This is a genomic window from Bacteroides sp. D22, from assembly GCF_000163675.1.
In the GTDB taxonomy this organism is placed as follows: domain Bacteria; phylum Bacteroidota; class Bacteroidia; order Bacteroidales; family Bacteroidaceae; genus Bacteroides; species Bacteroides xylanisolvens.
Genome location: NZ_GG774831.1, coordinates 32,870 through 49,050 on the forward strand (window position 1 = coordinate 32,870; position 16,181 = coordinate 49,050).

The 16,181-nt window shown below is 37.8% G+C and carries 9 protein-coding genes and 1 pseudogene; 9 read left to right on the forward strand and 1 reads right to left on the reverse strand.

All coding sequences use genetic code 11. The features are described from left to right. A pseudogene (locus HMPREF0106_RS28015) lies at positions 1–223 on the reverse strand (transposase); the annotation flags it as partial. Positions 224–735: 512 nt separating this feature from the next. Between HMPREF0106_RS28015 and HMPREF0106_RS01285 the strand changes: the two are divergent. From HMPREF0106_RS01285 to HMPREF0106_RS01245, 9 genes are all read left to right on the forward strand, one after another. Continuing rightward, positions 736–1,305 carry an RNA polymerase sigma-70 factor gene (locus HMPREF0106_RS01285; RefSeq protein ID WP_004307824.1) on the forward strand — a complete coding sequence of 190 codons (570 nt, stop codon included), beginning with the start codon at positions 736–738 and terminating at the stop codon, positions 1,303–1,305. A 247-nt stretch (positions 1,306–1,552) separates the two neighbouring features. Continuing rightward, positions 1,553–2,752 carry a FecR domain-containing protein gene (locus tag HMPREF0106_RS01280; protein ID WP_008641615.1) on the forward strand — a complete coding sequence of 400 codons (1,200 nt, stop codon included), beginning with the start codon at positions 1,553–1,555 and terminating at the stop codon, positions 2,750–2,752. Positions 2,753–2,791: 39 nt separating this feature from the next. Then, positions 2,792–6,166, forward strand: a complete 3,375-nt coding sequence (locus HMPREF0106_RS01275) for a SusC/RagA family TonB-linked outer membrane protein (RefSeq protein WP_009041173.1) — start codon at positions 2,792–2,794, stop codon at positions 6,164–6,166. A 17-nt stretch (positions 6,167–6,183) separates the two neighbouring features. Then, complete coding sequence (locus HMPREF0106_RS01270) at positions 6,184–7,698, forward strand: RagB/SusD family nutrient uptake outer membrane protein (protein WP_032841928.1); 1,515 nt, start codon at positions 6,184–6,186, stop codon at positions 7,696–7,698. A gap of 11 nt (positions 7,699–7,709) precedes the next feature. Continuing rightward, positions 7,710–8,456: a DUF4843 domain-containing protein gene (locus HMPREF0106_RS01265; RefSeq protein ID WP_008641620.1), complete on the forward strand. Its 747-nt coding sequence runs from the start codon at positions 7,710–7,712 to the stop codon at positions 8,454–8,456. A 21-nt stretch (positions 8,457–8,477) separates the two neighbouring features. Continuing rightward, positions 8,478–10,175 (forward strand): PKD-like family lipoprotein, encoded by a 1,698-nt coding sequence (locus tag HMPREF0106_RS01260; protein WP_009041174.1) that lies wholly within the window; start codon positions 8,478–8,480, stop codon positions 10,173–10,175. A gap of 79 nt (positions 10,176–10,254) precedes the next feature. After that, on the forward strand, positions 10,255–12,600 hold the full coding sequence (locus HMPREF0106_RS01255) for a S9 family peptidase (RefSeq protein ID WP_009041175.1): 2,346 nt from the start codon (positions 10,255–10,257) through the stop codon (positions 12,598–12,600). 13 nt (positions 12,601–12,613) lie between these two features. Further along, entirely contained in the window at positions 12,614–15,352 is a 2,739-nt protein-coding gene (locus tag HMPREF0106_RS01250; RefSeq protein ID WP_008641629.1) for a prolyl oligopeptidase family serine peptidase, read from the forward strand. A gap of 6 nt (positions 15,353–15,358) precedes the next feature. After that, complete coding sequence (locus HMPREF0106_RS01245) at positions 15,359–15,775, forward strand: lipocalin family protein (RefSeq protein ID WP_008770469.1); 417 nt, start codon at positions 15,359–15,361, stop codon at positions 15,773–15,775. Positions 15,776–16,181 lie beyond the last annotated feature (406 nt).

Here is a 16,181-nt window from a genome sequence, read left to right on the forward strand (position 1 = left end):
GGATAGGGAAGTCCTGAACTTCAATCTCAGGGAGGAAACCTTTTGAGTGAAGATGGAGATCAGAGTACTCAGCAGGAATAGTGGCTTTCTCCTCTAAATAAAGAATAAAGCAAGTATCCTGAGAAACATGATTGACTAGGGTAAAGTAATCAAGGATTCCTGAAGGCAAGAACAAGCTTAAAGAAGCAACAGGATCAATCGTTTGGGAAGAGGATGTTTTCATGATGCAAAAATAAGAATTTTAACGCAATCCCCCAAGGTTTCAGACTGAGCCTAAGTTCGTTCGAGTTTCTTTTGGGTCAATTTGTTATTTGCTTGGATTCAATTAGTTTCAACCCTATTTGAAACAGTTTGTTTCAAGGCTTGAAACGATTCGTTTCTCGGTGTGAAACAAAGTGTTTCCCGTAATGAAACAGAGTGTTTCAAAGCATGAAACAGATCGTCGTCTTGTGGGATACGAATCGCCGTCCTATAGCTTACGATTGTTTTGTCAGCATTTGTCTTGTCTGACTCATATTTGAAATCAAAAAATAAAGTCTGGTGATAGATGAAAGATGAAAGTGAAAAAGTCTCTATGTATGAGAAAGAACTTTTTTATTTTCTATTTTGTAAGCCGGCAAAGTCTGCGTTTTTGAAAAAAAACAATATATTTGCAATCGTAAATGTCGCAAAAGTAAGTAGTTACGGCGATTTTTATGAATTCTGTTTCCTTTTTTTCGCAGGTAATGTGACAGTATGAACGATAAAATTGACACCATAGTAGCGGGAGTAAACCGGAAGGATGAAAAGATGTGGGGCGATTTCTACGATCGTTTTTATACTGCCTTATGTGTTTATGTATCAAAGATATTGCCGGTCCCCGATGCGGTAGAAGATTTGGTGCAAGATGTTTTTATTTCTGTATGGGAAGGGAAGCGTACCTTTTCTGATATTAAAGAGCTTACCAATTATCTTTATCGTGCCTGCTATAATAATACCTTATTATATATACGCAATAATCAAATTCATGATACCATATTGAATTCTTTAGCCGAAGAAGAAAGCGTGGAGGACGAAGATATGATTTATGCATTGACGGTGAAAGAAGAAATTATTCGGCAACTCTATTGCTATATCGAAGAACTTCCGTCCGAGCAACGCCGGATTATCTTAATGAGAATCGAAGGACATACATGGGAAGAGATAGCGGAACGTTTAGAAATAAGTATCAATACTGTTAAAACTCAAAAGACACGCAGCTATAAATTCCTTCGTGAGAGGCTGGGCGACTCTGTTCATTCTATTATTCTTTGTTTATTTCTCTAAAAAGATAAAAAAGTCAATTTGATACATCTTTATCTTTTTATTGATTACTTAAGATTTGTTTTCTTTGTTAAAAGCGAACTGATTCCTTTTATATTGTGACATAATGTTATATTTTTGCCTCTAAAATCCTCTCCTTTATATTCTTATCTCAAAAAAATATCATCTTTTTGTCACCCTTTTCTGTGAGTTATGTATATCTATAATAAAGCAATTTAAACAGTTGTTTGATTTAAAAAGGAAAAATAAGATGAAGAAGTTCGAAAATGTATATCAAGATGCCGCTTTAATGAAGAAAGCTCTTTTAGGAGAAGCTAATGAATCGGAACAGCAAGAGCTTGAAAAGCGATTGGCGGAATGTCCGGACTTGCAAAAAGTGTATGAGCAATTGCAGAATGGTGAGACATTAAGAGTTGCATTTGAAGAATATAAAAATTATTCATCAAAGAAAGCCTATGAATCTTTCCTTCAGAAAATCGGACAAACGGAACCGGAGGTAATAAAGAAGCCTCGTGCTTTCCGGATTTGGTGGTCTGTTGCAGCAGCTGTTGTTTTAGTAATCGGTTTATCTTTCTATATGTCGAATTATGGTTCGATTGAAGAGGAAAGCAGACCATTGATTCAGCCGGGAGTTCAACAGGCACAATTGACTTTACCCGATGGCAGCATTATTGATGTACATAAGAAAGAAGTTAACGTAATAGTAGACGGCGTTCAGGTAAAATATGAGGAAGGAGTGCTGTCGTATGAACCAACCGTCACAACACAACACGAAGAGAAAAACGTCGAAGAGAAGCCGGTTAAGTCAAATGAACTTATCATACCACGTGGAGGAGAAAATACCGTGATCCTTGCTGATGGGACGACGGTTCATTTGAATGCTGGTTCTAAGTTGACTTATCCGGTACGCTTTGCGGGTAAACGCAGGATTGTAGCTCTGGAAGGTGAGGCTTATTTTGAGGTTGTGCAGGATGAATCTCATCCGTTTGTGGTACAAACTCATCTTGGCGAAGTGATGGTGCTTGGTACGGCATTCAATGTGAATGCTTATACCGATGCTTCCGTTTGTTACACTACATTGGTACATGGAAAAGTACAATTCTCTGCACCGAATGTTGGAACGGTAACTCTTCAGCCGGGTGAACAAGCAGTAGTTTCTGCCAATGGCACAGAGAAACGTACAGTCGATCTGGATGAGTATATCGGTTGGGTAAACGGTGTGTACAACTTTAAAAATCGCTCTTTAGGGGAGATTATGGAGACATTCGAACGCTGGTATGATATACAGGTTTATTATGAAACGCCGGATCTACGCGATATAACTTACAGTGGTAGTTTGAAACGTTATGGAGCAGTCAATTCTTTCTTGGATGCTTTGGAACTGACAGGCGATCTGACTTATAAAATCAGTGGCCGGAAAGTATTGATATACGATGGAATGAAAGAGTAAGAATAAATAGAATATTAGGTAAAGTTTAATCATTAATTTATGAGAGAAAAACGATGGCTACTATGTTTTTTAGTGGCAGTGTGTTGCACATTTAACACATGGGCTCTACCGTCACAAGATAAGACGGTAACTTTGAATCTGCATAATGTCTCTATCGAGACAGTTTTGGATGCAGTGAAGAAACAAACAGGAGTGAATATGTTGTATAATTCACAAATGTTTAAAGGAGTTCCTCCCGTATCAATTAATGCAAAAAATGAGAAATGGGAAGTCGCTCTGAAGTTGATTTTAAATCCCCAGGGATTTGATTATGTGGTAAAAGATGGTATCGTTGTTGTTCGTAAATTGCAGACCGAGAAGCGTGATAATCGTATCCGTGGTACGGTTATTGACTCAAATAAGGAACCGATACCAGGAGCCAGCATCATCGTAAAAGGTACTCGCACGGGTACTTCTACTAATATTGAAGGTGAGTTTACTTTGGATGTTAAGGATGATAAGGTGACTTTGGAAATCTCTTTTATTGGTATGAAGAAACAGACTCTTCAGGTGGATGCTACCCGTCGGAAAAGTCTTGAAATTACTTTGGTTGATGATGTAAAAACATTGGAAGATGTGGTTGTGACAGGATATAATAATGTTCGTAAGACCAGTTTTACCGGTAGTTCTACACAGATATCAGGAGATGATCTGCGTAAGGTTTCTCAGACAAATATTTTGGGTGCTTTGCAATCATTCGATCCCTCTTTCCGTTTGATGACAAACAATCAATTTGGCTCCGATCCAAATGCTTTGCCAGAGATGTATATTCGTGGGCGTTCAGGAATAGGGGTGAAAGAGCTTGATAGAGATCAACTATCAAAATCTAATTTGGAAAATAATCCGAACCTTCCTACCTTTATTATGGATGGTTTTGAGGTCAGTATAGAAAAAGTATATGACTTAGACCCAACTCGTATTGAGAGTATGACTATCTTAAAAGATGCTGCTGCTACGGCTATTTATGGTTCTCGTGCTGCCAATGGTGTCGTAGTAATTACTACTGTAGCTCCAAAACCAGGAGAAATACGAGTATCTTATAATTTCACAGGTACATTAGAATTGCCTGATTTACGCGATTATAATCTGGCAAATGCTTCTCAAAAGTTGGAAATTGAGCGCTTGGCAGGTCTTTTTGAGAAAGGAAATAATAACAATATAGATACTTCTCAGGGAATGAATGCTTATTATAAAAAATATGCTTACATTCAAAAGGGGGTTGATACAGATTGGATGTCATTGCCTTTGCAAAATGCCTTTGATCATAAGCATAGTGTATATATAGAGGGAGGTACTCCTAATCTTCGGTATGGCGTAGATGCTTCTTATAATGGTGTGAATGGTGTAATGAAAGGCTCGGGTCGTGATAGGTATTCTATTGGGTTCTCTTTAGATTATCGGGTAAAGCAATTGCAGGTCAAAAATACGGTTACTTTTGGACATACTAAATCTAAAGAGTCACCTTATGGCTCGTTTAGCGATTATACGCGTATGCAACCTTATGAGACTCCTTACGAAGACGATGGAACATTGAAGCAAAAAATGCTTTATTCAATATCATCAAGTTCACGTACTTCAAATAATCCATTGTATGAAGCGACATTGGGGAATTATGAATGGAGTGCTTACGATGAATTAGTGAATAATCTTAGTTTGAACTGGTATTTGAATGACTATTTGACTGTGAAAGGACAATTTAGTGTTACTAAAAAGTATGCTAGCAGTGAGAAGTTTTATGATCCGCTTTCATCAAAGGTAAGTGTCTATGGTGAGAGTGATGATGCATATTTGGCAGGTGATTTGTATACGGAAAAGGGTGGAAACTTTGATTGGAATACAAATGCTTTTTTGTATTACACTCGCTCGTTTCATAGCAAACATAATATAAATGTTTCTGTGGGATGGGAGGCTGCTTCATCCAATACCGATAATACAAAGGCTCACTATCGGGGATTCCCATCCGGTGAATTTAATTCGTTGAATTACGCTACTGAGATTTATAAAAAACCTACCCGTACAGAAAATACTACTCGTCGTATTAGTACATTAGCTACTGCGAATTATACATGGAATGATATTTATTTGGCTGATGCTTCAGTTCGTTTCGATGGTTCTTCTGAATTCGGAGCAAACCAGAAGTGGGCTCCCTTCTTTTCAGGTGGTCTGGGAGTCAACGTTCATAACTATGCATTTTTAAAAGGAAATAAAGATATTAATAAATTAAAAGTCAGAGCATCTTATGGGCGTACTGGTAAAGTGAACTTTCCAGCCTATGCTGCAACGACAATGTATCAATCATTATTTGACGAATGGTATATAACGGGATATGGCGCTGTTCTTAAAGCATTAGGTAATAAAGACCTGACTTGGGAAAAAACGGATAAATATAATATAGGTATAGAAACATTGTTCTTTAACCAACGTTTGACAGTTGAGGCCGAATATTATTATGAGAAGACGATCGATTTGATTAATGATTTTGGTCTGTCTAGCACTTCAGGTTTCTCTTCCTATAAAAACAACATGGGTGAGATTTTAAATAAAGGATTTGAACTGCAATTACGGGCAGATGTTTTTCGTGATCGTAACTGGACAGTAGCTTTATGGGGAAATATGGCCCATAATACGAATGAAATACTTAAAATTTCGGACTCTCAAAAAAAGTACAATGAGCGTGTAGCTGCATTTTATCAAAAAGAGATAGATAAACAGTTGACTACTAATAGTTCCTTGTCGGATGCCAATTATTCGGTTCCTATTCCACAGTATGCTGAGGGACAGTCGCTAACCTCTATTTGGGCAGTGCGTTCTTTGGGAATTGACCCTACTACAGGTAAGGAGATATTTCTTAATCGTGACGGCAGCGTGACAGACAAATGGGATGCAAGCCAAGAAGTAGCGGTCGGCAATACCGAACCTAAATTTAATGGTTCATTCGGTCTAAATGTTACTTATAAAAATTGGAGTCTATTTGCATCCTTCTTGTATGAATGGGGAGGACAAGAGTATAATCAGACTTTGGTGGATAATGTGGAAAATGCAAATATTAAGACAGGAAATGTCGACCTGCGTGTGTTGACAGATCGTTGGAAAAAGTCCGGGGATATCGCACAATTCAAGGATATTAAAGACAGCAATCTGACAACTTTGCCAACCTCCCGCTTTGTACAGGATAAAGCCTTATTGCATTTAAATTCATTAACGATTAGTTATGATTTTGATCGGGAATGGATTAAAAAACATTTACGAATGAATATGCTTCGTTTAGAGGCAAATACAAGTGAATTAATTAACTGGAACTCAATACGCCAAGAACGAGGATTAAGTTATCCACGTTCATGGAAAATGAGTTTCTCTTTGAAAGCACAATTTTAAGGAAAGGAAAGAAGAAGATGAAAAAGATATATAATACCTTATTTTCACTGGGGATAGTGGCTATGATATTTTCTTCCTGTAGCGACTGGCTGGATGTTCGTCCGTCAGATGAAATTAAAGAAGAATTTTTGTTTGAGACGGGAAATGGATATCGTACAGCTTTGAATGGAATTTATCGTAAACTGTCCACTCAAGATTTATATGGACAAAATCTAAGTTGGGGTATTGTCGATGCATTGGGCGGGATGTATAATATGGATGGAGTATCAAGTGTTGGAGGAGGTTATGCTATACAAAAAATATCGACGCGTGCTTTCAAAGATATAGAACTGGTATCTACTACCAATGCAATGTGGGAAGCTGCATGGAACATCGTTGCCAATTGTAATAATCTGATTCAACAAGTGGAGAGTGCGGATACGACGCTTTTTTATAAGGGTGAAGAGGAGCGTAATATGATTTGGGGAGAAGCCATTGCATTGCGTGCTTATATACAATTTGATTTGTTACGTTTGTATGCACCTGCCCCATCTACCAATCCTGGAGAACGTACATTTATTCCTTATGTTGATGAATATCCTGCGTATGTGAATGATAAGCAAACAGTAGCGTATTGTCTTGATCATGTAGTTAATGACCTGAAAAAGGCGCAAGATATTTTAAAACCCATTGATGAGGCAAAATCATTTAGAGTTTATGACCGCTTAGAGTATATAGCTAGTGGTGAGGACCGTTTTCTGAGGGAACGTGGCTATCGTTTAAATTATTATGCAATTACTGCATTATTAGCTCGTGTTTATTTGTATGCCGGTAATTTAGATATGGCTTATGACGAAGCCATGAAGATTATTAAAGTACAAAATGCTAAGCGCTGTTTTAATTTCACTAGTGAATATAATATTACAGATAAAAGAAATATTAAGTTTTATGATGATATCATTTTCACGTTGTATACGACGGAGGTGACTGATTGGGATTTGGAAATAAGTTATAGTTCAGAGGATCAGCCGGATTTTAGTCAACATTATTTGTGTTGGCATGCTGATAAAGTCAAGGATGTTTTTGGCAACGAAGGTCGTGATGATTATCGTCTGTTATATCAGTTTGAAGAAAAATATTGGGGATATCGTACATTGAAGTATCACAAGCAAGAAGAAAAAAGTACTGGTGGGAGATGGGGAAATCCCATGTTACCAATGATACGTATGTCTGAAGTATATTATGTTGCTGCCGAAGCTATCTGTAAAAAAGATTTAGGCGAGGCTCGAGAATATATTAAAAAGGTAAAAAATGGACGTGGAGTGAGTGTTGATTTATCAAATTTGGATGAGAATGGACTTGTAGATATGATTGTGAATGATGCACAACGTGAGTTATTTGGGGAAGGACAAGTGTTTTTTATGTTTAAACGCTTGAATCGGCAAGTAGTAAACTATTCGGGTTCTAGCACGTCAGTTGAAAAAGAGCCTGTTCTTCCAACAGAGGAAAACTTTGTTCTTCCGTTGCCGGATTCAGAAAGTAATATAAAATAAAACATAGTATTATGAGTAATAGATATATATTTTTGATAATAATAGGGTGTTTGATTACCACATTTTTTTCTTGTGAGGAAAAAGAACTTATGGTTAATGCCAACGACGTATCTTATATCATTTTTGGAAAGGATATGATGACGGATACTACGAGTACTTCTTTTACATTTTATGATGAAGGTGAGGATGCTAAAGTTGATTTGGAAGTACAGATTTACGGGAAGTTGAGAGATACTGATGCTAAATTTACTGTTGCGGTAGATGAGAAAATTACTACCGTTCCTAAAGAATATTATGTCTTACCTTCTGAATGTCTGATTGAGGCAGGAAAACTGAAAGGTACAATTACAGTTACTTTAAAGAATTATCCGGATTTAAAGGAATCTACTAAATTATTGGCAATAAAAATAAATGGCGAGGGAGATGTCAAACCTGGATCTTATCGATATTCAAAAGCCATCATAGCTGTAACGGATCGTTTGTTTAAACCAGAATGGTGGGCGGTGAATGACCGGGGAAATGAGACTTATTTCGAGAATACAGTTGAAAAGTATTATTTGGGTACATACTCGGTGGAGAAATATAAGATGTTCTTAAAGGAATTAATAAAAGACGATGTTGTCTTTGATGGAAAGGATATGCAGGTGATGCGGAAATATGCTTTGCGATTGAAGAATACGCTGAAAGAACTAAAAGCAGCAGGTACTCCGGCCTTGGATGAGCATGATAATGAAATAACTGTAGTTGTTGCTGGATAAAATAATAGAAATAGAAGAAGTATGAAAAAACTAATAATATATAGTTTATTGCTGTTCATAGTAACGGGATTTTACAGCTGTTTGGATGACAAGAATAACTTTGATTATAAACAGGTGAATGAGTTGGATGGTGAAATTCTTAATATAGATATTGCTGGATATGAGGTTAATGTAGGTGAGGAACTTACCATTTCACCTACTTTTAAGTTTACCATAGACAAAGAAAACCCAGATGTGAGTTATGAGTGGTATTTGGATGGTAAGAAGTTAGATGTAACTACCCCTTCATATACTTTCTCTTCTGATAAATATGGCATTTATGAGCTTACATACGCAGTTGTTGATAATAAAACCGGCGTTAAGTTTTCACTCTCTACAAAAATAACAGTGACATCAGCTTATTTGAAAGGTTGGGCGATACTCTCTGATATGAATGGACGGTCTGCACTTTCTTTTATTAAAGTAAAGACGGTGAAGAAGTTATATTATGATTCGGATGGAAGGGAAGCCTATAAAGACTCCATAGTGTATGAAGAAGTAGAAAAAGATATTATCCCTGATTTAGGGACAGAACCTCTTCGTTTACTTGAAAGTACGGGATATTGGGATTTGGCGTATCAGGACTTAAATAGTGGTGAAGAAGTACTGTATGATGAGCTTGTTGTCATGCAAGGTAGTAAATGGGTGGAGCTAAATGGTAATTCGCTGATGAAATCTGTATATACTGAAGAGGAATTTAACGGAGACATTCCTGATGATTTTTCTCCAGTGGATGCTGTGATGACTTATTCTTCTAAATTCTTGTTTAATCAGAATGGGTATATATACTATAATCAAAGGGCTGTTGCCAATGATTTTCATGCAGGTTTTTATCTATCAGATCCAATATGGGGCGGCACTCGTTTCAAAAAGATGTATGGTATACAGAAATTTAATGATTATATGCGTACAATTCCTGTATTAACTACTGATAATTCATTACAGTACATTTGGGATGGGGGACTGACATATGAATTTCCTACAATCCATATGAATACTTTAATGTATAGTGGTAATGTATATGAGATAGTAGATGATGAAGGAAAGGGAGATTCACGCTTTCAGAATATGGAATATGAGATTATTAATATGTTGCCAGCCTCTACTGAAAAAGATGATTGGTATGATACATGTATGCCAAGATGGGTGGCTCTATTGAAAAAGGACGGCAATTATTTTTTGCGTAATTTTTCATTAGATACTTATTATGTGAATCCTCCTGTAAAAGTTGGAGATTATTTTGAAAAGAATATCAAAAGTGAGATGTTTGCAGATTATAAAGATATGGTGGTCTTTCAAAATAAGCGATATGTCGTAATTGCAAATGGTGCTGAACTATGGTATTGTTCGACTACTGATGAAGGTGACAGTGGTATAAAAATAAAACTAGAAGATGGGGATGCATTGCCTGGTGAAATTGTTTCATTATCTTATTTAGATATCAATTTCAATACGGAGAAAGAGCCTGTGAATGGACATTTGGGAGTTGCATTTGCTAATGGCGAGTTTCGTATTTACGAAGTAATTGAACAAAAAGCAGGCGATACTGCTACTGAAGTTACTTTGAAGAAGTTATATCCTAATAAAGTCTCAAATTTGCAGGGAGACAATAAATTTGGTACTATTGTTGATGCAATATACAAATTTGGAGATTGTCTTAAAATCACAGTATTTAAATAAACTAAAGTAGAAAATAAGGGTGGTGAATATCTGCTCACATAGATATTCACACCCTTCTATTTTTATCAATATAAAAAGTATGACTTTAAAGAAAATAGTTTTTGTTGTTTTGGGAGTATGCCCTTTCCTGATACAATTACAAGCCCAAGAAACTGCAGAACGACAAGCCAATTACGAACTGACTGATAAATTTCAGGATTTTACTTTAGGAGGCAAATTGTCTAATATTAGTTTATCGGTTTACCCTCGGGGAATTAACGATACAGATAATTTCTGGTTTGAGTTTCAAACAACATCAGGTAAGGAATATTATTATGTGATGCCTGCTGCAGGAAAGCGTGAACCTCTATTTGACAAAGGGAAGATGGCTATGCAGTTAAGTGAATTTACCAAAGGTGTAGTAGATAGAAATAAACTGGATATCTCATCTGTAACTTTTGCCAAAGACCAAGGCTCGTTTGAGTTTGATTATAAGAGTAAACGATACAGCTATAATCGTCTGACGGGCAAGTTGACATTAGTAGAGAAGAAGGAAGAAAAGAAGGAGCCGGAAGATCCCGTTTATAGCTGGATGACTTTTTCACCTGATAAAAAGTATATTTTGTATGCTAAGAATCACAACCTGTATGTAAAAGGAAATAAAGCATTGGGAATAGATACAACTGAGGTACAGTTGACTACTGATGGGGTGGAAAACTTTTCTTATGCTCGTGAAGAAGAAGCAGGGGAGAACGGAGAAGTGCCGACAACAGCACTTTGGTGTCCGGATAATCGTCATATTTATGTAGTACGTGATGATAACCGTTTGTTGCGGGATTTTTGGGTAATTAATTCATTGGAAGATTCTCCTTCATTGATAAAGTACAAATATGAGTTTCCAGGTGACAAGTATGTTACTCAAAATGAATTGGCGATTATTGATATTGTAGAGAAAACAGTGAAAAAAGCAAAGATAGATAAATGGAAGGACCAATATATAAGGCCTCTTCATGTTACTTCGGATAGCAAATACTTGTTTTTTGAACGTACTAAGCGTACTTGGGATGAAGTAGATGTATGTTCTGTCAACCTCTCAACTTTGGAAGTGAAAGAAATCATTCATGAAGAAGATAAGCCATACCGTGATCCACATGCTCGTAATGTTGCGATCTTAAATGATGGAAAAGATATTCTGTTCCGTTCAGAGCGTACTGGTTGGGGGCATTATTATCACTATGATGGAGACGGAAATCTCAAGAATGTGATGACTTCCGGTGAATGGGTAACAGGCTATATTAATTCTATTGATACGCTGAAACGCAAAGTTTATCTGTATGGATATGGAAAAGATAAAAAAGTAAATCCTTTCTATTACATGCTTTATGAAGTTGACATTGACAGAGAAGGAGTAACTCCTTTGAGCACGGAAGACGGACAGCATAATGTGAATTTCTTGAAATCTCATAATTACTATGTCGATACCTATTCGAGAGTGGATATGGAGCCTAAGATTATGTTGAAGGATCGAAGAGGCAAGGTGATTATGGAACTGGCAAAACCGGACCTGGACCTGGTCTATGCGGCAGGTTGGAAAAAACCGGAACGTTTTGTCGTGAAAGCTGCTGATAATGTTACCGATTTGTATGGGGTGATGTGGAAACCGTCCAACTTTGATCCGGAAAAGAAATATCCGATTATTTCAGTCGTTTATCCCGGACCTTATTTTGGATTTGTACCTACAAGTTTTACGTTGGATGATAGTTATTGTACTCGTATGGCGCAGCTTGGTTTTATTGTAATTACAGTAGGACATAGAGGTGATACGCCGATGCGTGGTAAAGCATACCACCGTTATGGTTATGGCAATATGCGTGATTATCCGCTGGCAGATGATAAATATGCGATTGAACAGTTAGCTCAACGTCATGCGTTTATTGACGGTAAGAAAGTAGGTATTTATGGGCACTCTGGTGGTGGATTTATGGCTGCGGCTGCTATTTGCACTTATCCGGACTTTTATACGGCTGCTGTCTCTTGTTCCGGTAACCATGATAATAATATCTACAATCGGGGTTGGGGAGAGTGTTATAATGGTGTGAAAGAAGTGGAAAAGATAGTGAAAGACAGTTTAGGTAATGAGACGAAAGAATACGAATATAAGTTTAGCGTGAAGTCGAATGCGGAAATTGCCAAGAACTTGAAAGGCCACCTGATGCTTGTGACAGGAGACATGGACAAGAACGTCAATCCAGCGCACACTTATCGTATGGCTAAGGCGCTGATTGAAGCCGGTAAAGACTTTGATATGTTGGTGATTCCGGGGGCTGGTCATGGGTATGGTTCTGCTGATCAGTATTTTGAAAAGAAAATGTATCGCTTCTTTGCCAAACATTTACTGGGTGATGCTCGTGCAGATTGTTGGGAAGATATAAACCGTAGTAAATAAGACAATAAACTATATGAAGAACTCTTTCTTTAGCTATTTGTGTTTGGCAGTTGTGCTGCTATCATACACCTCTGCCGGAGCACAACAAAAAGCGAAAGATCAGCCTGCGGAACAACAGTCTCATTTATTGAAACCGTTGGATATAGCAGCTTGTATGTCGTGGAAGCGTGTCGAATCACCAGATATTTCCCCGACAGGGCGATGGGTGACTTATCGCATTGCTCCGATGGAATATAATTCGGATGATAAGGAGTCGAAGATATTGCATCTGTTTGATTCGCGTACACGAAAAGAAATAGTATTGCCTGATGTCGAACAGATCCAATATTATGATGCAGACCGGGCTGTTTATTACGAACAGGCGGATACTGCCGGAAATATGAAGACCATATTGATGTCGTTACCTTCCGGAGTGAAGACGGAGTGGACGTATAAAGAATCTTTCTGCCCTGTGGAAGGGGTTCCTTATTCGGTGTCTGTGAGCAATGTACCGGAAGATACGGTCAACCATATTCCGTCTTTCGATTGTTTGGTGGTACGTCACCTTAAGACTGGAACTGCATTTCAGATTGATAGTATAGGCTATTATACGTTGTATAATCAGAATCGTTCGATTCTTTTTATTCGTAAACAAGCCAAAGGAAATGCTTTGTGTTATGGCCCGTTGGTAGGTCCCTACCGGACTATTTATCAAAGTTCTGTCAAGAAAGGACTTTCTTCTTTCAGTCTTGACAAAGAACAGATGACCGGAGAGTTTACTGTGAAGGATTCATTATGGTATAATTTCTCCTTGAAGAATAATACTTGCGACCTTGTATTCGATCGTAAGGAGATTGTCATTCCTGCGGGAATGGAACTTGTCCGGGCTAGTCTGTCAAGTAGCCAGAAGTTTCTGACAATGGAACTCAGACCTTATCAGGAGAAAGTAAATAAAGATAAGAAAGAAGAGGAAATAAAGCCGGATAAGAGTTTTGAACTGGAGTTGTGGACCTGGGATGAATATGAAGTACCTACTTTGCAGACTCGTAGCCGTTATTCCCATCCTCAATATTCGAAATATATCTATGACATTGCTTCCCAAAAATTGACGGAAGTAGCTCCCGGATATGCTGATTTGTTGGAGCCGGACCGTGCGGAAGAGATTCATTATGTGCTTTATACGGACGAAACGCCTTATCGTTCGCAGAAAGACTGGCTTAATGAAATGCCGTTTGATATCTATTCTGTGAATGTACATACGGGAGAAAAGCAATTGGTAGGACGTAGCTACCGGACAAGACCGAGGTGGTCGATGAATGGCAAATGGGCTGTGATGTATGATCCTATTGCACAGGTATGGAATAAGTTTGACGGAAAAACGGGTGAGGTTACCGATATTTCAACAGCTATTGGGTATCCGATATTTGAGGAAGCTTATGACAAACCAAATCCTGCACCTGCTTATGGTATTGCTGGTTGGACTGCTGATGGTAATAATGTGTTGATTTATGATGCTTATGACTGGTGGAAGATCGATTTGACCGGAGAACGTCAGCCGGAATGTATAACTAAGGGGTATGGTCGCAAAAATCAGAGATCTATCCGTAAAATGACCAGCAATATTGACAAAGAAGTATTCAATCCGGATGAGACGGTTATAGTCAGCGTATGGGATGAAAACACTATGGATGAAGGTATTTATTCACTTGACATGAAAGGTCGCTTGAAGAAGCTCGCAGAAGGCCCTTATATCTATTCAATTCATCGTTTTTCTGACAATCAGAAGTATTGTATCTGGAATCGTCAGAATATATCAGAATTCCGTGATCTGTGGTGGAGTAAATCGGATTTCTCTGATCCAATTCGTATAACGAACGCTAATCCTCAACAAAGCGAATACAAATGGGGTACTGCAAAGTTAGTGGAATGGACTAATTATGAGAATAAGCCTAACAAGGGAATACTTTACTTGCCGGAAGATTATGACGCTAAGAAAGAATATCCTGTTCTGGTACAGTTCTATGAAACACATTCCGGAGGGCTGAACACTTATCATGCTCCAATGTTGAGTAGTGCAATGGCGGATGTGATGTACTTTGTTAGTAATGGGTATATTGTATTTATGCCGGATGTGCATTTCACCATAGGAACACCGGGACAGAGTAGTTATGATGCAGTAGTAAGCGGTACGAAATACTTGATAGAGCAGGGGATAGCGCATCCGGGAAAGATAGGTCTTCAGGGACATAGTTGGTCAGGTTTCCAAACTAGTTATCTGGTGACGAAGACGGATATATTCGCTTGTGCTAATATCGGGGCTCCTATTACTGATATGGTAACCGGTTATTTGGGTATTCGTGGTGGAAGCGGTTTGCCGCGTTATTTCATGTATGAAGAATGGCAAAGCCGTATGGGAAAGAGTTTGTGGGAAGCCAAAGATAAGTATTTGGCAAGTTCTGCTATCGTGGAAGCGGATAAAATACATACTCCATTATTAATTTGGCATAATGATAAGGATGAGGCTGTTGCCTACGAACAAGGTCGTGCACTTTATTTAGCTATGCGTCGTTTACAACGTCCGGCATGGCATCTTAATTACAAAGGTGAAGGGCATTTTCTTGGTAATCAGGCTGCACAGAAAGACTGGACTATCCGGATGAAACAGTTCTTTGATTATTATCTGAAAGGAACAAAAGAACCGCGTTGGATGAAAGAGGGTATTCATTTGAGAGAACGCGGAATTGATCAGAAATATGATTTACTAGAAAAATAAATTAAAATGAAGAAACTATTAATGACAGTTATGGTTCTGTCTTGCTTTGCATTCAGCAGCTATGGACAGAAAGTGGAGAAACAAATTATTGGTAAATGGTGTAATCCTTATACCTATGAATCTACAGGGGAACTCAAAGGGTTTGAGTTTAAAAAAGGCGGTAAATGTTCTGCTATCAATGTACCGTCTTTAGATCTTAGAACATGGAAGATCGACAACGGCTATTTGATTATAGAAGGATTTAGTAAAGAAGACAACGGAAAAGTAGAAGTGTATAAAACACGTGAACGTATTGGTTATGTAACATCAGATTCATTGGAATTGGTTGTTCAGGAAGCACAGCCGCGGTTGGCCTTTCTGTATCTGAATATGAAATCAATCAAGAAATTGGTTACTCCAGAAGTGACCCCTGATAAGAAGTAATAAATCTCTCTCTTAAATAATTTAGTGTTTAAATTAGCATTACGTTGCTAATGAAAACGCCTCGTCGTAGTGATTACGATGAGGCGTCTTTGTTTTACAGTATTTATACAGGGATATTCAGTAAATGTTCCTCTTTCTAAAAAATCAAGAGAAAAGCTTTGCTTTACGTGAGCTTTTCTCTTGATTTTTTCGTTCAACTCTCCCAGTCTTCTATCTTTTTTGTAGAATATTGTTTACATATTCTTATTTTTTCCTTCCCACCCATGCATTATGTACATGTCTTTTTTAGGGGAAGTTAAAACCTCTCCTGTTTTTCCTGTTATTTTGGTTAGATTATGCTGCCTTTCTTTTTTTCTTTTCGACCTTTTCTATCATACATACCGCATTGGCTGTATGTATCCCAAAG

What these genes read in the sequence shown, in the direction of transcription:
- HMPREF0106_RS01285 (WP_004307824.1), top strand. Translation starts at nt 736, where the DNA reads ATGAACGATAAAATTGACACCATAGTAGCGGGAGTAAACCGGAAGGAT.
- HMPREF0106_RS01280 (WP_008641615.1), top strand. Translation starts at nt 1,553, where the DNA reads ATGAAGAAGTTCGAAAATGTATATCAAGATGCCGCTTTAATGAAGAAA.
- HMPREF0106_RS01275 (WP_009041173.1), top strand. Translation starts at nt 2,792, where the DNA reads ATGAGAGAAAAACGATGGCTACTATGTTTTTTAGTGGCAGTGTGTTGC.
- HMPREF0106_RS01270 (WP_032841928.1), top strand. Translation starts at nt 6,184, where the DNA reads ATGAAAAAGATATATAATACCTTATTTTCACTGGGGATAGTGGCTATG.
- HMPREF0106_RS01265 (WP_008641620.1), top strand. Translation starts at nt 7,710, where the DNA reads ATGAGTAATAGATATATATTTTTGATAATAATAGGGTGTTTGATTACC.
- HMPREF0106_RS01260 (WP_009041174.1), top strand. Translation starts at nt 8,478, where the DNA reads ATGAAAAAACTAATAATATATAGTTTATTGCTGTTCATAGTAACGGGA.
- HMPREF0106_RS01255 (WP_009041175.1), top strand. Translation starts at nt 10,255, where the DNA reads ATGACTTTAAAGAAAATAGTTTTTGTTGTTTTGGGAGTATGCCCTTTC.
- HMPREF0106_RS01250 (WP_008641629.1), top strand. Translation starts at nt 12,614, where the DNA reads ATGAAGAACTCTTTCTTTAGCTATTTGTGTTTGGCAGTTGTGCTGCTA.
- HMPREF0106_RS01245 (WP_008770469.1), top strand. Translation starts at nt 15,359, where the DNA reads ATGAAGAAACTATTAATGACAGTTATGGTTCTGTCTTGCTTTGCATTC.